This window comes from Alteripontixanthobacter muriae, assembly GCF_013336795.1.
Lineage (GTDB): Bacteria > Pseudomonadota > Alphaproteobacteria > Sphingomonadales > Sphingomonadaceae > Pseudopontixanthobacter > Pseudopontixanthobacter muriae.
On the sequence record NZ_JAAFZT010000012.1, the window covers coordinates 99800 to 121433 of the forward strand.

At 61.1% G+C, this 21634-nt stretch carries 11 protein-coding genes and 1 pseudogene; 8 read left to right on the forward strand and 4 right to left on the reverse strand.

Annotation, left to right across the window (positions count from 1 at the left end; genetic code table 11):
- Positions 1-15 precede the first annotated feature (15 nt).
- The gene (locus G7A66_RS03900) at positions 16-1185 is read right to left on the reverse strand and encodes an acetyl-CoA C-acetyltransferase (RefSeq protein WP_174294397.1); all 1170 of its coding nucleotides are present in this window, start codon (positions 1183-1185) and stop codon (positions 16-18) included.
- A 168-nt stretch (positions 1186-1353) separates the two neighbouring features.
- Between G7A66_RS03900 and G7A66_RS03905 the strand changes: the two genes are divergently transcribed.
- From G7A66_RS03905 to G7A66_RS03915, 3 genes are read left to right on the forward strand one after another with little or no spacing between them, the layout of a single operon-like run.
- Positions 1354-2100: a 2OG-Fe(II) oxygenase gene (locus G7A66_RS03905; RefSeq protein ID WP_174294398.1), complete on the forward strand. Its 747-nt coding sequence runs from the start codon at positions 1354-1356 to the stop codon at positions 2098-2100.
- Complete coding sequence (locus G7A66_RS03910; protein ID WP_174294399.1) at positions 2097-3791, forward strand: putative 2OG-Fe(II) oxygenase; 1695 nt, start codon at positions 2097-2099, stop codon at positions 3789-3791. The genes G7A66_RS03905 and G7A66_RS03910 overlap by 4 nt, the downstream gene beginning before the upstream one ends.
- Positions 3788-4714: a methyltransferase domain-containing protein gene (locus tag G7A66_RS03915; RefSeq protein ID WP_174294400.1), complete on the forward strand. Its 927-nt coding sequence runs from the start codon at positions 3788-3790 to the stop codon at positions 4712-4714. The genes G7A66_RS03910 and G7A66_RS03915 overlap by 4 nt, the downstream gene beginning before the upstream one ends.
- 94 nt (positions 4715-4808) lie before the next feature.
- On the opposite strand, the gene G7A66_RS03920 is transcribed toward G7A66_RS03915, so the two are convergent.
- Positions 4809-7739 (reverse strand): TonB-dependent receptor domain-containing protein, encoded by a 2931-nt coding sequence (locus tag G7A66_RS03920; protein WP_174294401.1) that lies wholly within the window; start codon positions 7737-7739, stop codon positions 4809-4811.
- 241 nt (positions 7740-7980) lie between these two features.
- On the opposite strand from G7A66_RS03920, the gene G7A66_RS03925 reads away from it, so the two are divergent.
- Positions 7981-8517, forward strand: a complete 537-nt coding sequence (locus G7A66_RS03925) for a hypothetical protein (protein WP_174294402.1) — start codon at positions 7981-7983, stop codon at positions 8515-8517.
- Between the two features lie 211 nt (positions 8518-8728).
- Positions 8729-11845: a TonB-dependent receptor domain-containing protein gene (locus G7A66_RS03930; RefSeq protein WP_174294403.1), complete on the forward strand. Its 3117-nt coding sequence runs from the start codon at positions 8729-8731 to the stop codon at positions 11843-11845.
- A gap of 87 nt (positions 11846-11932) precedes the next feature.
- On the opposite strand, the gene clpB is transcribed toward G7A66_RS03930, so the two are convergent.
- Positions 11933-14512, reverse strand: a complete 2580-nt coding sequence (gene clpB / locus G7A66_RS03935) for an ATP-dependent chaperone ClpB (RefSeq protein ID WP_174294404.1) — start codon at positions 14510-14512, stop codon at positions 11933-11935.
- A gap of 254 nt (positions 14513-14766) precedes the next feature.
- Between clpB and G7A66_RS03940 the strand changes: the two genes are divergently transcribed.
- The 3 genes from G7A66_RS03940 (at position 14767) to G7A66_RS03950 (ending at position 20414) form a co-directional block, all read left to right on the forward strand.
- Positions 14767-17028, forward strand: a complete 2262-nt coding sequence (locus tag G7A66_RS03940) for an acylase (RefSeq protein WP_174294405.1) — start codon at positions 14767-14769, stop codon at positions 17026-17028.
- A 79-nt stretch (positions 17029-17107) separates the two neighbouring features.
- Positions 17108-20029 (forward strand): M16 family metallopeptidase, encoded by a 2922-nt coding sequence (locus tag G7A66_RS03945; RefSeq protein ID WP_174294406.1) that lies wholly within the window; start codon positions 17108-17110, stop codon positions 20027-20029.
- Positions 20030-20105: 76 nt separating this feature from the next.
- On the forward strand, positions 20106-20414 hold the full coding sequence (locus G7A66_RS03950; protein WP_174294407.1) for a hypothetical protein: 309 nt from the start codon (positions 20106-20108) through the stop codon (positions 20412-20414).
- A gap of 442 nt (positions 20415-20856) precedes the next feature.
- Here the strand turns inward: G7A66_RS03950 and gatB are convergent.
- Positions 20857-21634 (reverse strand): annotated as a pseudogene (gene gatB, locus G7A66_RS14085) (Asp-tRNA(Asn)/Glu-tRNA(Gln) amidotransferase subunit GatB); the annotation flags it as partial.

Below are 21634 nucleotides of genomic sequence, written 5' to 3' on the forward strand. Positions count from 1 at the left end.
TTTGTCTTGTTCGGCTTACAGGCTTTCGACGATGGTGACATTGGCGACGCCGCCGCCTTCGCACATTGTCTGCAGCCCGTATTTCTTTCCGTTCGCCTTCAGCGCATGCAGCAAAGTCGCCATCAGCTTCGTGCCCGATGCGCCCAGCGGATGGCCCAGCGCAATCGCGCCGCCATTCACGTTGAGGCGTTCGGGATCGGCCCCGACATGCTTCAGCCAGGCGAGCGGAACCGGTGCGAAAGCTTCGTTGACCTCGTACAGATCGATGTCGCCGATGGTCATGCCAGCGCGCTCGAGAGCGCGGTCGGTCGCGAACAAAGGTTCTTCCAGCATGATAACCGGGTCGCCTGCGGTGACGGTGATGTTGTGGATGCGGGCCATGGGCGTCAGACCCTGCTCCTTCAGCACCCTTTCCGAAACGATCAGCGCAGCGCTGGAACCGTCGCAGATCTGGCTGCTGCTCGCGGCAGTCAGGCGGCCTTCTTCCGACAGCTTCTTCACGGCTGCGATGCTTTCCAGCGTCGCGTCGAAGCGTATGCCTTCGTCGACCTTGTGCATCTCGGTCCCATCGGGAGTCTCGATCTCGACAGGCACGATCTCCGCATCGAAGGCGCCGTTGCGGGTGGCGGCAATCGCCTTTTCGTGGCTGTGCAGGGCGAAGCGGTCGAGATCGTCCTTGGAGAAGCCATACTTCTCCGCGATCATCTCCGCGCCCTTGAACTGCGACCACATGATGCCGGGGTATTTCTGCTCCAGACCGGGCGACTTGTAATGACCCATGCCCTCTTTCATGTGCAGCGTCGCGGTCGAGCCCATCGGTACGCGGCTCATGCTTTCGATGCCGCTGGCGATGACGACGTCCTGCGTTCCGCTCATGACTGCCTGCGCCGCGAACTGGATAGCCTGCTGGCTCGACCCGCATTGCCGGTCGATAGTGACGGCGGGCGTGCTTTCGGGTAGGCGCGAGGCGAGAACGGCGTTACGCCCGACCTGCATCGACTGTTCGCCAGCCTGACTGACGCAGCCCATGATCACGTCCTCGACCGTCGCAGGGTCAATGCCGCTACGCTCGACGATGGCGTTGAGCGATTGCGCGGCGAGATCGACGGGATGCACCCCTGCAAGGCGCCCGCCCCGGCGCCCCCCGGCCGTGCGAACCGCATCGACGATATAGGCTGTAGTCATGTTCGGTCATCCTCTCGACGCTATTTTGGCGCAAGGGGTAGCCAGCGTCCCGCAGCCGGTCAAGCAGGTTGCAGCTTGCTACTGGTTGGCAAATCGGCGCCCGCTCCTCTTTCGGATCGTAGCTCCTTGCCAAGGGACAAGGCAGGCGAATAGAACGGTGATATCGCCATGACCAAGACACTCTTCGCCATCAATCCCGGCCTCGACCGCGCTTCTCACGCCGCTGAATTTGCCGCCAGCGGCAGAGTGCAGATACGCGATGTGCTGACCACGGAAGCCGCTTGTGAAATCCGGCGCCTTCTGGCGAGCGAAACGCGCTTCGGTGTCGCGGCGCAAGGGCAGGACGGAGAGGCCGATGAAGGCCCACGGCGCATTTCGGGGAGAGAGATCACCACACAATCCGGCAAGCAGCGCATGCGTGACTTGGCGCAGGATGCGTATCGCGCGGCTGGAAAGGGCGATTACGCCTTCCTCTATGCGCAATATTCGCTGGTAGAGGATGTGCAACACGCCGGAGGAGCGACCACCCCGCACGGTATTCTGCTGGAACATCTGAACGCTCCCGAGTTTCTGGGCCTCGTACGGGACGTGACCGGCATTGCCGAACTGGTGAAGGCCGATGCGCAGGCTACGCTCTATGCGCCGCAGCATTTCCTTTCGCGTCATATCGACAGTCACGTCGCCGAAGGCTGGCGCGTCGCTTATGTCCTGAACCTGGCTCCTGACGACTGGCATCCCGATTGGGGCGGCTATCTGAACTTCTACGATGAGGAGGGCGATATCGTGCATGGCTATCGCCCCCGCTTCAACGCGCTGAACCTGTTTGCGGTGCCCCGGCCTCATGCCGTATCCTATGTCCCGCCCTTTGCGCCGGTCGGCCGCTTTGCGATCACGGGATGGCTGCGCGACAGATGAATAAGCCCTCCCCGCTCGACTGGCGCAATCGCGCGGTGGCCGCGGCGCGCGACGGCAGAGAGGCGGAAGCCCGCTCACTTCTCCAGAAGGGGCTTGCCCTCCACCCGCGAAGTGCAGAGCTGTGGAACAGCGGCGGCAATCTCCTCATGCAGTTGAAGGATTATGCAGGGGCTGAGCAGCACTTCGGTCAAGCCCGCGACCTCGCACCTGAGAGGCTCGAATTCCTGCTGAACCACGCCATCTCGATGTCGAGGCAGGACAAGAACGAGGCAGCATTGGCGCTTCTTCGCCGTCATCAGGCTGAAGGCGAGAACGATGTGCGGTATTGTTCGGCCCGCGCGGCTGCGGCGCGAAGTTCAGCTTCGCTGAATGAAGCGGCCATCTGGTATGACAAGGCACTGGCGCTGGACGATGCCCACGCGCGAGCATTGCATGGCCGGGCCAGGGTTGCGCTCGAACGCGGCGAAGAGGATGCGCCTCAGCGTTTCGAGCGCGCACTTGCCGTGAACAGGGGTGAAGCGGATCTCTGGCTTGGCCGGGCGCAGGCCCTCGACGTTGCCGGGGACACGGCGGGCGCCCGGCAGATTGCCGAAGCGCTTGTGCAGCAGGCGCCGCAATGGCTGGAAGCCCTGCGCGCACTGGCGCAGTTCAGGCTGGCCGCAGGTGAAGCCGACTTCGCCAGCCACTTCGATGCGGCGCAGGCCGCCCGCCCCGCCCTTTCCGCAATTGCGATCGACCACACTGCCGTTCTGGCCAGCATGGATCTTTTCGAACAAGCAGCCGAGGTCGCGGCACGGGCAAAGCACCGCTTTGCTGGCGATGCCTCCCGCTTTGCTTTGCTGGAGGCGACCCACGCGGGGGCGGCTGGGGATAATGAACGAGCAGAGCGGATTTTCTCCGATCTGGAGACGGAGAGTGGCGAAAGGTATCTACAGGAGGCCCGCCACCGCATCCGCCTTGGTGAATTTGCACGCGCGGAACAACTGCTCGAACGAGTTCTTGCCGAGCAGCCGGAAGACATTGCGGCTTGGGCACTGCGCGACATTGTCTGGCGGGTGACCGATGATGCGCGGAGCGAATGGCTTCACGGTCAGCCGGAGGTTGTCCGCATGATCGAGTTGGATGACTGGCAGGAAACTCTCCCGCCGGCTATCGCCCTGCTTGACGAGTTGCACGACAAATCCGCGCTGCCTCTCGGCCAGTCGCTGCGCGGGGGAACGCAGACGCGCGGCCTGCTGTTCGACAGGGCGGAGGCCGAGCTTCTGGCTCTGCGGCGAAGCATCGAAAAAGCGGTTGATCGATACCGCCGAAGCCTTCCCGCAACCGATACGGGCCACCCGCTCCTGCGACATCGCGACGAAGCCTGGCATCTTGCCGGTTCATGGTCCGTGCGGCTCTCAGGCGGCGGCGACCATCATGCAGGCCACATTCATCCGCAGGGCGTGGTCTCGTCGGCTTTGTACATGATGTTGCCTGAGCCCGCGATTACCGGAGAGGGGTGGCTCGAACTTGGGCGGCCACCCAGGGACCTCCACCTCGACCTACAGCCCCTGAAGGTCCTGCAGCCGCGTGCCGGGTATATGGCCTTGTTTCCCAGCACGCTCTACCACGGAACCACGGCTTTCACGGCGGGGCAGCGCTTGACAGTCGCTTTCGACATAGTGCCGGATAGTGGAAAGCGCGGGACATGACCGGGAACTCCACTGGGCCTGATCCGAGCAGGGGTTGGGATGATTTCTGGACCAGGGATCGCCGCCAGCGGCGAGGCGGTGGCTGCCTGCCCGGCGGAGCCAGCGGCATAGAAGACGTGCAGAAACGTGAGTGGCAAGGTTTTGCGAAGAACCTGCCGCGCAAATCGCGCATCCTCGATCTGGCTACCGGTGACGGCAGGGTGATGCGCTGGATTGCCGCAGTACGGCCGGACGCCAGACTGGTCGGCGTCGACCAGGCCATGGTTTTGCCAGAGCCGCCGCGCGGATCGAAAGTTCGGGCCGGAATTGCCATCGAATCTCTACCCTTCAGCGATTGCTGGTTCGATGCGATCGTGAGCCAATTTGGATTCGAATATGCCGATATGGAGCAGGCTGCGCAGGAGATCGCCAGGGCGCTCAAGCCAGGCGGGGTCGCAGCCTTGCTGACCCATCGCCCGGATAGTCCGATTGTCGCTCACAATCGCGCGCGCAGGCACCAGATAAGCTGGGCTCTGGACGAGGCGAAGCTGGTCGAGCAGGCCAAAGGCAGCCTCTCGCTGCGCCGGACTGGCGCAAATTCGATCGTGCCACCTAACCTTGCTGCCGCGCCTGCAGAAGGGGCGCGTCGTTTCGGCCACGGATCGGCCGCCTGGGAGATTGCGGAAGCCGTTCGGCGGTCGCTGATCAACGGGAACCAGGCATCAATGCAGATCGTGGCACTTCTCGATGAGATTACGGCGAAAGCCCGCAGCGAGATCTCTCGACTTCAGTCTCTGGAAGAGGCTGCTGCAAATCTTGAACGGCCCGAGGCTTTTGCTGCGCTGCTCGCTCAAGCCGGTCTGGTCCAATCGGCAGTGAAGCCGCTGAACGACCGGTCATCTTCGAGTCCCTTCGCGGACTTCCGGACCATTCGCCACATCTGAAGCGACAGGTACTGGCGCATTTCAACATCCATGAAAAAGGGCGGCGAACCCGAAGGTTCGCCGCCCCATTCTCATGCTTGTTTCTGCGAAGTTCTTAGAACTTGAATGCCGCAGAGACGAAGAAATCGCGACCGAGAACGTCGTAAACACCGGCGTAGGTGTTTGCCTGTTCCTGGTTGTCACCAAGCAGCAGGCTGTTCGTGTCGTTAATCACTTCGCCGGCCGCATTGAAGATCGGCGTGTCAGGCAGCGTGTCGAACAGGTTGTTGACACCCATTGCGATGCTGAACTGTTCCGTTACGTCGAAAGCGAAGCTCAGGTCGATGAGGTCATAGCTGTCGATTTCTTCCGAACCATTGAATTCTGCGAAATCAACATCATCATTGTCGTCTTGAACGGACGAAAGGTGGCGCCAACGGACAGAAGTTGTCAGCGGACCGTCGATGAAGGAAGCACGGCTGGTCCACTTGTATTCCGGTGTCGGATTACCGCAGTTTACCGTACCGAACCGGCCTGCACATTCGATAACATCACCTTGGCCAGCGATCGGTTCGAAGAACGAGGATTCGGTCCATGTGCCGAGGAACGACAGATTTAGGTCCTGCTCACCCGTGTCGGTCAGCAACGAGAACGGCACTGCAGTGGTGTAGCTCACCTCGAGATCGACACCCGACGTACCGAGTGTGGCAATGTTGGCGGTGGATACGAGCGGCGGATTAGCCGTCGTAATCGCGCCGATGCCGTTACGAATGCCGACGAAGGCCTGGCAGATCGGATCATTGATATCCTGGATCTGAGCAAAGCAGAGATCGAACGCCGTACCGAGACCGATGGGCGAGATCGCGTCTTCCACTTCAATGTCGAAGTAGTCGGCCGTGACAATAAGGCCCGGGATGAAGCGTGGCTGCAGGACAACACCGGCGGTGAAGCTATCAGACGTTTCTTCCTGAAGGTCGGGGTTACCGCCGAACAGCGCAGGAATTTGCGTGTTCAGCTGGATCGACGAATCGCCGACACTGCCTGCGGGAACGCCGGTAGCAATGCAAAGCTCACGCGCACCGGGGTTGGCGGCGATGAAGGCTGCACTTGCGCACGGGTCGGTCGCAGCCGGGAAGCCGATTGCCTGACCTGCAAACAATTCGCCGATGTTAGGCGCACGGATCGCACGCTGATATTGCGCACGGAAGGTGACATCGGGGATCGGAGCAAATTCGATACCGCCGGCATAGGTGAACGCATCACCCACGGCTTCCAGCGAGTAGTCGGAATATCGAGCCGCACCCGTGATATCGATACGGGCCGAACCGAATTCGATCGGAACGTTAATTTCGCCGAACACTTCACGCACATCGTAGCTACCTTCGGTAGCATCGCCGGCGTTGAAGCCGATGACATCGCCCGACGAAAGAGCGGTGTCGGGAATGAACTGCGAGGCCACCCGGCGATATTCTACGCCGACGGCGAAACCGATGGCTTCAGCCGTACCGATGCCGAAATCGCCCGCCGTGCCGGAGATTGCCGCGTTGGCAACTTCCAAAGTGGAAATGTCGCCATTCTGCGCCAGGATGGAAATAGCGTCGAGCTGGGGCTGCGTCAGCGTACCCGGACCGAAAATATTGATCGGCGTGGCACCTGGGGTTCCGTCTAGCCCCGCCTGGAAAGCCGAACGCGAGATGTTGCCTTCCTGTACGTTCGCATTGCGAGTGCGGGCATACATGTAATAGGCATCATAGTTCAGGTAGTCGTTGATCGCTCCGCGAGCACCGCCGAGAACACGGAACGCGTTACGCTCGTCCAGGCTGTTGCGCGAACCGGTTTCAACCGTACGGCGTTGAAGGAACAATTCGACCTGACCGTCACCAGCGCCGGTCGATTCCGTTGCTTCCAGCTGCTGCAACTGCGCGAAATCGGCAGCGCTCAGGAACGGACGGACAGTTGCCAGATCGACGATGAAGTCGCCGGTCACCGGCGTTGCCGCCAGTTCGGTCGCTACGCGGTTGTTCACGAAGGTGACTTCCGTGTAGAATTCGTGACCGTCGGAGAACTCGTAGTCGGCATAGCCGCCCATCAGGTAACGTTCCTGCGGGATCAGCAGGTAGTTAGCCGGAGCGTAGTTGTAGAGATCGCCGCGACGCTGGCGGAAATCGCCAGGGACGTCGAATACGACTGCACCGTTTGCGTCGAACTCAGTGCCTGTCGTGTCACCGTCACCGAAGTAGCGGATCACGCCGGAAGGCAGGGTGGAAGAACCGAACTGCTGCAGCGGAGCGCCGCTGGTTTCGCCGCCGAGGGCGAAGTTCGAGAATCCGCGCTGACCCTGGAAGATCGGATCACGGCTGTAGTACTCGGCGAATACGGTGGCGCTACCGCGGCCGTCATCGAAGGACGTACCGATCGCACCATGCACTTCATACCGTGCGCCGTCGCCTTCTTCGGTCAGGCTGTACTGGCCGCCAAGCTCGACACCTTCGATGTTGCGAAGACGGAAGTTGGTCACGCCGGCAATAGCGTCGGAGCCGTAAACTGCGGAGGCACCGCCAGTCACAACGTCGACCGAGTCGATGAGGAAAGACGGGATGGTGTTCAGGTCGACGACCTGCGTGGTATCGAAGAACATCCAGCGGCGGCCATTGACCAGGACGAGGTTACGGTTCGTGCCGAGGCCGCGCAGGTTCAGCGTAGCCGTACCGTTGCCGGGGTTGTTCGAGAATGCGGTGGTGCCGGGCACGACCTGCGGAAGGGTGTTGATCACGTTCTCGACGTTGACCGTACCGGAGAGCTTGAACTCTTCGTCGTTTACAACAGCGATCGGCGCGGCGGTTGCCGTGGTGCTGCGCTGAATGCGCGAACCGGTCACGACGATGAAGTTATCTTCGATCCGCTCATCGGGAGCAGCTTGGAGAGCGACTTCCTGATCGGTCAGATCGTTATCGTCGACGACCTGCGCATGAACGGGCGCGGTCATCATGGCACCAGCCATGACAGTTCCCGCCAGCAGCGCGGCCTTATTAAAACGGTTGGACATTCCAATCCCCTTGTTGATGGCCCCCACAGGGCGCCTTCTTAAACATGTAAGTCATCGGACCTTTGGCCCGAACGGCAGACGTCTAGGCGAAAGATTGTTGTTGCTGCAACGCCGAAAAGGGCGGTCGGATTGCGTGAACGCCGGTGTGTGACTTTCAAGTTACAGTTGGTGAAGCGGCACGAATGTGCCAATCCGCAGCCCTACCCGGCCATGCAAGCGGCCTCTTTCAAAAGGCAGTTCGATGAAACATCTTATGAACGGCAGAACCTTGCTTTTTCTGGGCTCGGCAGCCCTGCTGCCCGGCAGCGCCCACGCACAGGACAATGCAGACAGCGCTTATATCGAAAGCCTGCGCGCCTGCCAGAACGTACCAAGCGACTCTGAACGCCTCGCCTGCTACGACCGCTCGGTCGCGGCAGTGACGCAGGCGACGGATCAGGGAGAGCTGCGGATCCTCGATCGGGAGGCGGTCAGTCAGACGCGCCGCCGCCTCTTCGGTTTCTCGCTCCCCGATATCGACATTTTCAAGACCCGCGGCGATCAGGGCGATCAGGAACTCGAAACGCTGACATCTACCGTAACTGCCGTACGCAAGCTGAGAGAGGACGCGTTCCTGTTCCAGATAGCGGATGGAGGAACATGGCAGATCCTCAATGCTCCCTCGCGCCTCCGGCGGATCGAAGTCGGTGACAGTGTCGAGTTCAAGAAAGCGGCGCTCGGAACATATTTCGTGCGGGTAAACGGCGGCATCGGCGTAAAGGGCCGACGGGTTCGCTGAAGACCAAATAACTGCCGAGACCGGGAGTGTTGCAGTTTGGCGACAGATTTTACCCAAACATGAGCGCGCGCTTAATAAGCATTGCAGCCAAGCCCTCGCTTGCGGCAGTCCGATACCGCTAGCGTGATGCACACGAGCGTGCAGCGCCTATTGCTTCGTGTCGAATTCAGGCCGGGTCGCACCGGCAAACCCTTGGGGAATGACCAACCACATGAACTATTTTCTTAACACCGTCCCTCACGCCAGGATCGGCCTTCTCGCCAGTGCCGGCATTGCGGCACTCGCGTTCGCAAACCCGGTTTATGCTCAAGCCAGCTCTCCGGGCCTGCCGACTGTGGACTGCCCGGACCTCGACGATGACGGCGTCTGCGATCCGGATGAATCAAACCTCAGCAACGCCGACACCACCGCGGAAATGCCAAATACGATCGTCGTGACCGGTTCGCGCATCCGCCGCGACGAGTTTTCGACCGTTGAACCGATCACGGTCATCACTGCCGACGAGATCACTCAGGGTGGTTTCGCTTCTTCGACAGATGCGCTCCAGAGCAATGCGGTTACCGCCGGCGCGGGTCAGATCAACAACTACTATGCCGGTTTCGTAACGGACGGCGGCACGGGTGCAAATACACTCGGTCTGCGTGGCCTCGGCCCGGCACGTACGCTGATCCTGCTGAATGGGCGCCGTCTTGCGCCGGGTGGTACTCGCGGCTCCCTGCTGGCTGCCGACCTTAACGTCCTTCCGACCGCGATCGTGGAGCGGATTGAAGTTCTCAAGGCTGGTGCCTCGTCTGTTTATGGCTCTGACGCAGTTGCAGGTGTTGTCAACATCATCACCGACGACCAGCTTCGCGGTCTCCACCTCGACCTGCAGGTCAACGTTCCCGAAGTCGGCGCAGGCGTTACGACTCGTGCAGCAGCGTCCTTCGGCTTCCAGGCCGACCGCCTGAACTTGATTGGCTCGTTTGAATATACGAAGCGCGGTGGCTACCGGCGCAATCAGAACGACTGGTTCAATTGCCCTATCGCCGGCTTCCTCGATGGTGAAGGCAGCGAATTCGGTTCGGGCGACTATATTGACCCCGCTACCGGCGAGCCCAAGTGCTTCGGTCTCGATAACGGCGGTGTCACGATCAACACGCTTGGTGTTTCGACGCGAAATGCTCCGGATCGTCTGACGGGAGTAATCGGAAGGTTCAACCGTCTTGTACCCGATGCGTCCAACGTGAGCGGACCCACGCCAGGCTTCTCGGGCGTCAATCTCAACACCCGCGACACTTTCGATCCGGTTCAGGAAAACGAATTCCTGATCACGCCGCTTGAAAAGTACACCGGCTATCTCAGCGCGTCGTATGAGCTCGATGCTCTGGGCAATGCCGAACTGTACGCCGACATTCTCGCCACCCGGCGTAAGTCGGAAGCCGTTCTTTATCGTCAGCTCTCGCTCGATTACCCGATCTACCTGAACGACGATTTCACACCCACGGGCCGGATCAATCCGCTGGTGCCCGCTCAGTTCCAGAATTCCATTCTCGGTTTCCCGAACCAAACCACCGGAACTGGCTTCCTTGGGGCCCGCGCCTTCATCGGCTTCGGATTGACCGATAGCCGTCAGAACGTCGACTATGTGCGTGCAGGCGGCGGTCTCCGTGGTGACCTGGCGTTCGTTCCCGACTGGCGCTATGACGTTTATGTCGGCAAGTCCTGGAACGACGCGACCTACGAAGCCGAAACGTTCCTTACCGACCGTATCGCTGCATCGACGGATGTTGTTCTCGACGCTGACGGCAACGTGGTTTGCGCAAGCCAGGCAATCAATCCGAGCTGTGTGGCTGCCCCGCCGCTCAATGCCGACACGATTGGCGGTCGCTTGCCGCAGGCGTATCGGGATTACATCCTGGCAAATACCATCGGCACCACGCAATTCCGCGAAACGACTTTCGCGGCAAACATCGACGGTCCGCTGTTCACGCTTCCCGCCGGTGAGGTGCAGCTCGCACTCGGCGCAGAGTACCGCAAGCAGAGCATCAACGATCAGCCCGATGAAAACTCGGTCAATGGCAACCTTTACAACCTTACGGCTTCGACCCCCACGGTCGGCTCGGACAGCGTGAAGGAAGTCTTCGGCGAAGTGTTCGTTCCGCTTCTCAGGGATCGTGCGTTCTTCGAAAATCTGACGTTGAACGCATCGGTACGTTACACGGATTACGAATCCTACGGCAGCGACGTCACCTACAAGGTCGCGGGTGAATGGGAATTCTTCCCCGGCGTCGGAGTTCGCGCAAGCTACGGCACCTCGTACCGGGCACCGGCTCTTGCCGAGCAGTTCCTCGGTGCGACCAGCGGGTTCCTCGGATCGGGTTCGGACCCTTGCGACTCGGACAACTTTCCGGCCAACCCGGCTGCACGTACGCCGAACGAGCAGATCATTGCCGCGAACTGTGCTGCTGTCGGGATCGACGTGAACACGTTCGTTCAGACGAGCGGGATCACGGTACTCCGTAAAGGCGGCGCAGAAACTGGCCTGGCAGCGGAAACGTCGACCAACTGGTCGGTCGGCGCGGTCGTCAGTCCTCCGATCCCGCAGTCGATCGGGTCTCTCACGCTCGCTCTCGATTACTTCGACATTAAGGTCGAGAACGGCGTGTCCGACCTCGCGGGCGGAACGATCCTGAACCGTTGCTATGGTGAAGCGAACTTCGACCCGGCCGGTGGTTTCTGCCGCTTCGTTGATCGTAACACCAACAATCAGCTCGAAGTCACCAGCAGCTTCGTCAATCTTGCCGAAGACATCGTTAAGGGCTTCGAGTTCAATGGCCGCTTCTCAAGCGATATCGGCCCGGGCCGCTTCGTTCTGAATGCCAATGTGACGAAGTATACCGAACAGTCGACCCGCCTGTTCCCTGAAGAGTTCCTCGACGACGCCAATGGCATCGTCACGAGCCCTGACTGGGTCGGCACCTTTGACGCAACATACGCGATGGATAATGTGACACTGCGTTACGGTGTCGATTGGACTGACGGAGATCGGAACGCCACCTACGATTTCTTCGCCTTCGACAACATCACGGGTGAAGTAGACGAAGAACTGGTGCAGTCCTTCCGTGACATCTACCTTCTCGAAGTGGACGATTACTTCCTCCACAGCGCGTCAGTTCAGTTCGGCCAAGACGATTACGAATTCACCATCGGTGTTCGTAACCTGTTTGACACCCGGCCCCCGCGCATCTCTGCAGTCGGCTTCAGCAGTGTTGGGAACGCACCGCTGTACTCGGGCTACGATTACGCGGGGCGTACCTTCTTCGCGAATGCAGCTTACAAGTTCTAATTCGTTGCACGTAAAAAGAGAGGGCCCCGGGAAACCGGGGCCCTCTTTTTGCGCTCCCGGACGGGCTGCGACTGAAAGCGCGAGGGATTATCCCACGATAATCCTCAACTCGCCGTCACCTTCGTCGATATGCACGGTGCTGCCGTCGGGGATGTCGCCGGCCAGCAGCCTGTCGGCGAGCGGGTCCTGCACATAACGCTGAACCGCGCGTTTGAGCGGCCTTGCTCCATAAACAGGATCATAGCCTACCCGCCCTAACCAGCGGCGGGCCGCCTCGGTGAGTTCCAAAGTGATCTTCCGATCGCGGAGCAACTTCTGAACACGGCCAAGCTGGATATCGACGATCGGTGCCATGTGTTCGGCCGCAAGACGGTGGAACAGGATGATCTCGTCCAGCCGGTTCAGGAATTCGGGCCGGAAGTGTGCGCGCACCACATCCATCACCTGAGGTTCGACATCGGTGACGCTCTGCCCTTCCTCCAGATTGGTGAGATACTGGCTGCCGAGATTTGAGGTAAGGATGATCAGGGTATTCGAAAAATCGACTACCCTGCCCTGCCCGTCGGTCAGCCTGCCGTCATCGAGCACCTGCAGCAGAACATTAAAGACATCTGCGTGGGCCTTCTCGACCTCGTCGAAGAGCACGACCTGATATGGCCGCCGCCGCACCGCTTCCGTCAGGACGCCGCCCTCTTCATAACCAACATAGCCCGGAGGCGCGCCGATCAGCCGGGCGACGGCATGCTTCTCCATGAATTCGCTCATGTCGATCCGTACCATCGCCGCATCGTCATCGAACAGGAAACTCGCCAGTGCCTTGGTCAATTCGGTCTTGCCGACACCTGTGGGCCCCAGGAACAGGAACGATCCCAGGGGGCGGTTCGGATCCTGCAAACCGGCTCGGGCACGGCGCACGGCCTTGGACACGGCCTCGACCGCCTGGGCCTGCCCGATGACGCGCTTGCCGAGGATCTTCTCCATGTCGAGCAGCTTCTCGCGCTCGCCTTCGAGCATCTTTTCCATCGGCACGCCCGTCCAGCGGGAAACCACACCGGCGATGTCGTCCTCCGTCACTTCTTCGCGCAAAAGAGCATTTTCTGTCTGGCCCTGAGCAGCTTCGAGCTCCTTCTCCAGCTGCGGAATACGCCCGTAGGAAAGCTCGCCCGCCCGCGCCAGATCGCCCTCGCGCTGCGCCTGCTCAAGTTCCAGCCGGGCTTGGTCCAGCTGCTCCTTCAAGCGGCCTTCGGCTGCGATCTTGTCGCGTTCTGTCTGCCAGCGAGACGTCAGTTCGGATGATTTCTGCTCGAGATTGGCCAGTTCCTCGCGCAGGGTCTCGAGGCGGTCGCGCGAAGCCTCGTCACTTTCCTTCGCCAGAGCCGATTCCTCGATCTTCAGCTGGATGATGCGGCGGTCGAGCTGTTCGATTTCTTCCGGCTTGCTTTCCACTTCCATGCGGATGCGGCTTGCCGCCTCGTCCATCAGGTCGATGGCCTTGTCCGGCAGGAAGCGATTGGCGATATAGCGGTTGGACAGTTGCGCCGCCGCGACAATGGCACCGTCGGTGATGCGCACGCCGTGGTGAAGTTCGTATTTGTCCTTGATCCCGCGCAGGATCGAGATGGTGTCTTCCACGCTGGGTTCATTGATGAAGACCGGCTGAAAGCGGCGCTGCAAGGCCGGATCCTTCTCGACATACTTCTGATATTCGTCGAGCGTCGTGGCGCCGATGCAGTGCAACTCGCCGCGCGACAGGGCAGGCTTCAGCAGATTGCTTGCGTCCATCGAGCCTTCGGAGGCTCCAGCGCCGATCAGCGTATGCATCTCGTCGATAAACAGGATGATCTGCCCGCCTGCGCCCTTCACCTCGTCCAGAACGGCCTTCAGCCGTTCCTCGAATTCGCCGCGATATTTCGCACCGGCAATCAACGACCCCATGTCGAGGCTCATCAGCGTGCGGCCCTTCAGGCTGTCAGGCACGTCACCATTGGCGATGCGCAGGGCCAAACCCTCGGCGATGGCGGTCTTGCCGGTGCCAGGCTCGCCGATCAGCGCCGGATTGTTCTTCGTCCGGCGCGCGAGGATCTGAACAGTGCGGCGGATTTCCTCGTCGCGGCCGATAACCGGGTCGAGCTTGCCGTCCCGCGCGGCCTGGGTCAGGTCGCGGGCGTATTTTTCCATCGCGTCATAGGCTTCCTCGGCGCTGGCCGTGTCGGCCTTGCGTCCGCCGCGCAGTTCCTCGATCGCGGTGTTCAGCGCCGCGGGCGTAACCTGCCCGGCGCCGAGTGCCTTGCCTGCATCGGTGGTGCTGGCGAGCGCGAGCGCGATCAGCAATCGCTCGACGGTGACATAGCTGTCGCCGGCCTTGTCTGCGACCTGTTCGGCCTGATCGAGCACCCGCACCGCGTCGTTGTCCAAGCCGGGCGTAGCCTGCGCGCCGCTGCCTGACACGGCAGGTATCCTGGCGAGCGACGCATCCACCTCGCCCTCCACCATGTGCGGATTGCCTCCCGCGCGGGCAATCAGCCCGCTGGCCATGCCCTCGGGGTCTTCGACCATCGCCTTCAGAAGATGCGACGGGGTGATCCGCTGGTGGTTCATGCGAATGGCGACCGTCTGGGCCGCTTGCAGGAAACCCTTCGCGCGGTCGGTAAATTTCTCCAGATTCATTCCCGGTTCCTCACTGTGTTACATATGCAATGTAGTGTTGCATAATTACAACTCAAGGGGTGATTGCATTGTGCAGCCCGCAGGTGTGTTACTCGCATATGGGGGTCACGGCAAAGGGTGACAGCCCCTGCTCTGCCGAACGCTTCGTTGGCAAAGAATGCACTAACCGGAGCCGAATTTCGGCCGAAAAATCCTGCCTCTACTCTTTTCCGCCAAACCGAAGCGGGCTACTCAGCCGGAGGGAGAGTTGCCGCATGACAAGTAGATGGTTGCGCCGCCTGGGATGGATATTCCTGGTCCTGTTGCTGGCGGCTCTGGTCGCACTGATCGTCTGGGAGCCATTCACTGCCCGCTCCTACGGCCCGCCGGAACCCTCTGCTCTGGGGCGGGAATATCGCGCTGAAATCCTGCGCGACGAATTCGGCGTTCCGCATATCTATGGCGAAACCGATGCCGACGTCGCCTATGGCGTTGCCGTCGCCCATGCGGAGGACGATTTCTTCACCCTGCAGGACGTGATCGCCATGACCCGCGGCAGGTACGGCGCCATTGCGGGCGAAGAAGGGGCGCAGATAGATTTCGCCTACCACCTGCTCGACGCTCGCGGCACGGCAGACCGCCACTACGGATCTGTGCCCGCCGACACGCGCGCACTGTTCGAAGCCTATGCCGCCGGCCTCAACCGCTATGCCGCAGAACATCCGTCCGAACTGAAGCTGGCGAATCTATTTCCGGTGAACGGCAAGGACGTGGCGACCGGTTTCGCCCTGCGCCAGCCGTTCTTCTTCGGGCTGAACAATGTCATCGCTCCGCTGGTCGCAGGAGAACAGCTGCGACCGGAATACGGTCCCCGGACCGCCCCGGTTTCCGCCGATCCCGGCACACCGATCGGCGCTGCAGCGAGGGAACGCTTCGCCGTGCACCCTGACGAGGAGATTGCTTCAGCCCAGTCCCGCTCGCCTCTGGCGCTGCCCTTGCCGATGGGAGAGGATGGCGCGCTATCGGGCTCCAACGCCTTTGCGATCGCTCCCGAGAAGTCGGGGGATGGAGTGACGCGCCTCGTCAGCAACGCTCACCAGCCCTGGCGCGGCGGCGTGTCCTGGTACGAACTGGTGGTCGAAAGCGGCGAAGGCTGGCACTTTGCTGGTGCTAATTTCCCGGGCAGCCCCTTCCCCTTTCTCGGCCACAATGAGAATCTCGGCTGGACCAACACGGTCAACCGCCCCGACATGGTCGATGTCTACAAGCTGATTCTCAACAACAACGGCACCAAGTACCGGGTCGACGGCGAATGGCTGCCCCTGGTGGAGGATAGCTTCGTCCTGCCAGTCCGTTTTGGGCCCTTCGTCATTCCCATATCCCGCACCGTCTATCGCAGCATCCATGGCCCGGTAATCAAGAATGATCGCGGTGCATTTGCCATTCGCTATGGCGGCATGGACCAGCTTGGCCAACTCGATGCCTATTATCGCCTGAACAAGGCTGCTGATCTCGAGGAATGGGAATCGATCATTGCCCGTATGGATATTCCGTCCACCAATTTCATCTATGGCGATGCCGATGGGAACATCGCCTATATTTACAATGCAGCTATTCCTGACCGGCTGAAGGGCGCAGACTGGCGGGGGATCCTGCCTGGTGACGACAGCGCGCTCATCTGGGATGGCCCGGTCGATTACGCCGCCATTCCCAAGTATGTAAACCCGGCCTCGGGCTGGCTGTTCAATGCCAACAACACGCCTTTTTCTGCCGCCGGACCGGGCAGCGATCTTGACCCAAGTTCGGTCCCTCCCGAAATGGGCGTGGAGTTGAAGAGCACCAATCGCGCCCGGCGCGCGGCACGGCTGATGGCAGCGGCACGAATTATCGACAGGGCGACGCTCGAAGCCATCAAATACGATACGGCTTACGACCGGGAGGGCTATGTCGCCCGGATGCTGGACGAGATCGCGGCGCTGGAACTCACCCGCGACCCCGCGCTGAGGGAGGCACAGCGCCTGCTCGGCACATGGGATCTGGGCGCCGACAATGTCGCGCGCGCAGATGCGCTAGCGCTGCTGTTGCTGCGTGATTTCATGTCTGCCGAATATCAGAACGGCAAGTGGCCCGACGCCCGCACCGAATTGGCGGAGGCTGCCGATCATCTCAGGCGTCATTTCGGGCGACTCGACCCGCCGATGTCGCAATTGCTGAGGCTGCGCCAGGGCGATGTCGACCTGCCGCTGGATGGCGGAAGCGACACTCTGCGCGCCTCCACCAGCTGGGATGTCCATGAAGACGGGCGGCTTTCGGTGCGTCATGGCGACAGTTTCGTCATGTTCATGGAATGGCCGGCCAGCGGCCCCGTGCGGTCCCAATCCATACAACCATTCGGTTCCGCCACCACGAGGCCCGGCAGTATCCACTACAACGACCAGTCCACTCTCTTCGTGCAGCACCGGCTCAAACCGGTGCACTTCTGGCGCCGCGATGCGCTGGCGAATGCCGCATCGCGAAAAGTGGTGACGGGGCAATGAGCTTCGGTTAATTTTGCGACCTGAGAAGCGGCTGCCATAAGGGCCGACCGTTCGAACCACGCTTTCCTTGGGGGAAAACATGAAGTTACGTCTTGTCGGATCCAGCCTGCTGGCCCTGTCCCTTGCTGCCTGCGCGACCGTGCCAGCCGATGCGCCCCGCGCCGGCATGGCCGATCCGCTGGCGTCCGCCGCGCCCGCGATCGCTGCCGAGCCTGCTCCTGTCGAAGCGCTGATCAACGAAGTTTCCATACCTTACGACCGGTTCACACTCGACAATGGCCTTACCGTTCTGGTCCATGAAGACCGCAAGGCTCCAGTAGTCGCGGTTTCGGTCTGGTACGGCGTTGGCTCCAAGCATGAACCGCGCGGCAAGACCGGTTTTGCGCATCTGTTCGAACATCTGATGTTCAACGGCAGCGAAAATGCGCCGGGCGATTTCTTCGAACCGCTGCAGCAGGTCGGCGCGACCGATTTCAACGGGACGACCTGGTTCGACCGCACGAACTATTTCGAAACCGTGCCGACCGGCGCGCTCGACCGGGCGCTGATGCTGGAATCGGACCGCATGGGCTATCTGCTCGGCGCAGTGACGCAGGAGAAACTGGATAACCAGATCGGCGTCGTCCAGAACGAAAAGCGGCAGGGCGACAATCAGCCCTATGGCCTCGTTGAATATGAGCAGCTTGAAACGCTCTATCCCTCCGGCCACCCCTATCACCATTCGACCATCGGTTCGATGGATGACCTTTCTTCCGCGACTCTGGACGATGTGAAGGAATGGTTCCGCGACCATTACGGCCCCAACAACGCGATCCTTGTGCTGGCGGGCGATATCGACACCACCACGGCCCGTGCCAAGGTCAACAAATGGTTCGGTGCCATTCCGCGCGGGCCCGAGATCCAGCCGGTTTCCGCGCCTGTCCCCACGCTGCCCGCGCCCGTGGACAAGGTGATCTACGATCAGGTGGCAACGCCGCGAGTTTACCGGATGTGGGCCATCCCGGGCCTCGACAATGAAGAATATCTGCCGGTCGCCATGGGCGCGACAGTTCTTGGTGGTCTCGCAAGTTCACGGCTCGACAATGCATTGGTGCGCGAACAGCAATTGGCCGTGCGGGTCGTGGCGCAGGCCGGTGTCTATGCGCAGGCTGGCCAGTTGGTCGTCTATGCCGATGCGAAACCCGGTGTGGACAAGGAAACGCTTGCCGCCGCTCTGGATGCCGAAATCGCGAAGTTCATCGCCAACGGACCGACGGAAAGCGAACTGCAGCGGGCCGTCACGACTTACACCGCGGGCCAGATCCGCGGATTGGAAAGCGTCGGCGGTTTCGGCGGCAAGGCGCCGACCCTTGCCGAAGGCCTCCTCTATTCAGGCGATCCGGCCGAGTACAAGGATGTTCTGCGCCGCGCCGCGGCAATGACCCCGCAACAGGTGGAAACTGTCTTCGGAAAATGGGCTTCTCGCCCCGCCTTCCGCCTGACGGTGGAACCCGGCACGCGGCAGGAAGGCGGCGAGGATCGCGGCGGATATTTCACCGGAGAGCCGGGCAGCGGCCTGAATTCGCCCGCCTGGTTCATGGATCCGGCGCTCTCCCCCGCCCTCGGCATTCAGGCGGCGACCCGCATGGCCGAAGCGGACCGGTCGCAACTGCCGGACATGGAACAACTCGCGCCTCTCGATTTCCCTGACATCGAACGCGCCACCCTGTCGAACGGGATGGAAGTATATTTCGCCCGCCGCGACGCCGTGCCGCTGGTCACGGCGCGGGTGAGCTTTGATGCAGGCTATGCCGCCGACCCGCGCGAGCAGCTTGGCGTTCAGTCGCTGATGCTGCAGGCCATGGATGAAGGCACGCAGACGCTCGATTCCGAAGCGCTTGCCATCGCCAAGGAACGGCTGGGCGCGAACATCGGTGGCTTTGCAGATGTCGACACTACCAGCTTCAGCCTTGATGCTCTGACGCCCAATCTTGCGCCTAGTCTGGCCCTCTTGGCCGATTACATACGCAACCCCGCATTCGATCCCGCCGAACTGGAGCGTGTTCGTACGCAGCAACTTACTCGCATCCGCAACGAGATGAACAATCCCGGCGCGATCGCCCAGCGCGCGCTCGCGCCGGTTCTGTTCGGCCAGCACCCCTATGGCATCCCGCCCAGCGGGACTGGCGATCCGGCGATCGTCGAGCGGCTGACCCGCGCGGACGTGGCTGATTTCCACAGCACCTGGCTGCGCCCGGATCAGGCGCGGATCTATGTCGTGGGCGATACCACCCTTCCTGAAATAACCCGCTTTCTGGAGGCATCCTTCGGCGACTGGCGCGCGCCGGCGACGCCTGCGCCTCAGAAGAACTTCGACGCAGCTGTTCCGACCCAGCAGTCGCGGATCATCCTCATCGATCGGCCGGAAAGTCCGCAAAGCACGATCCTGGCGGGCCGGGTTCTGGACCGCATGGGCACCGACGACCTGACCCTGCTCGACTCTGCAAACGAGGTTTTCGGCGGCAGCTTCCTCAGCCGGATCAACATGAATCTGCGTGAGACGAAGGGCTGGTCGTACGGAGTGCGCAGCATTGTCCAGTCGCCGCTGGATCGCAGCAGCTTCCTCATCTACGCGCCCGTTCAGGCCGACCGCACCGGCGATTCCATCGTCGAATTGCGCAAGGATCTGGCGAGTTACACCGACGGGCAGGGCGTGACCGAGGATGAATTGACCCGCCTCATCAATGGCAATGTCCGTGAACTGCCCGGCCGCTTCGAAACCTCGCAGGATGTTCTTGGCGGCATCGTCGACATCGTCACATACGACCGGCCGGATAATTATTACGAAACGCTGGCCAACCGTTACGCCACACTCACTCCGCAGCAGCTTGACGCGGAAGCTGCAGCTACCCTGCGCGGTGACGATCTGGTTTTCGTGGTGGTCGGCGACGAGGAAACCGTGCGGCCGCAACTGGAAGCTCTCGGTCTGCCGATCGAAGTGCGTAAGCTGGAAGGGAACTGAGCGGGCGCGCACCTGTTGACAATCATGTAAGCAAGGCCCGAAGGACGGGCCAGCAACCTAGAAAATGGAGTGATTCATGTCCGTAGCCGGAACTTACGAATGCGTAACCAAGAGCCCGATGGGCGACCAGAAGAGCACCTTCACCGTAGTGCCCGGCGATGATGGCAAGACCTTCACCGGCACCAATGCCGGCCAGATGGGCAGCATGGAAGTGGAAGACGGCAAGATCGTCGGCAACGACAAGCTGACCTGGAAGATGAACATGACTGTCCCCATGCCGATGACGCTCGATTGCGAAGCGACGGTGAACGGCGACCAGCTGACCGGCAATGTGAACGCAGGCGCTTTCGGGTCCATGCCGATGACCGGCGAACGCAAGGGCTGAATTCAGCTGTTACAAAACATCAGGCCCGCTGGAGCGATCCGGCGGGCTTTTTGGTTTATGGGATCGACGCGTCGCGGCCGTGGGGCGCTCCCATCCGGTTGGGACCGGTTCGTTCAAGGGACATTCTACTGCCGGCTTCGAAATCGCTCAGGCAACGGCGTTGGCCCCTTCAGTATTTGCCCTTGGCGGTAATCAATCAGTCTTCAGACAGTCACGACCACGTCTTTCGCCCGTACTATAAACCTCCTCAGGGCATTGAGGAGTAGTACGGATGCGATGGATTGCGGTTTTCAGACGCGGAGCGAGGCCATCGCGCCAGCCCGGAACGACTGCGGCGCTTACCACTTCGAACGATGCAGCATACCTCTGCGCGTCTTCGCTGAGGGCAGAACAGCGGCTGCAACGGCAGCAGCAGGCCAGCCGCCTCATCTGCTGACAGCTATCAGCCGAGTTTCTGCTTCAGCAATTCGTTGATGACCTGCGGATTGGCCTTGCCCTGCATGGCCTTCATCGTCTGACCCACGAAGAAGCCGAACAGCTTGTCCTTGCCGCCGCGATATTGCTCCACCTTGTCCGGATTGGCTTCAAGAACCTTGTCGATCTCGGCTTCGATGGCGCCGGTATCGCTTTCCTGTTTCAACCCTTCACGTTCGACAATGGCAGTCGCCCCGTCACCGGTTTCCAGCATGGTTTCGAGCACCTGCTTGGCGATGGAGCCGGAAATGGTGCCTTCACCCACCAGCGCCAGCAATTCGGCCCCGGCCTTGGGGCTGACGGGCGATGTGTCCAGTGACGCACCGACCTTGTTCAGAGCGCCGAGAAGTTCGGACATCAGCCAGTTCGCAGCCTGCTTCGCCACGTCCTTCTCGGGCTTGCCCTGAGCGGCCGCGGCTTCGCCCAGCAGTTCCTCGAACCAGCGAGCGGTCTCGACCTCCGCAGTGAGAGCATTCGCATTGTATGCGGACAGGCCCAGTTCGCCTTCATAACGCGCGCGTTTGGCATCGGGCAGTTCGGGCAGGCTGTCGCGGCATTCGGCCAGGAAGCTGTCGTCCAGTTCCAGCGGCAGCAGATCGGGATCGGGAAAATAGCGGTAGTCATGCGCATCTTCCTTGCTGCGCATCGAGCGGGTTTCATTTCGGTCAGGATCGTAGAGGCGGGTTTCCTGCACTACCGCGCCGCCATCCTCGATCAGATCGACCTGCCGGCGCGCTTCCGATTCG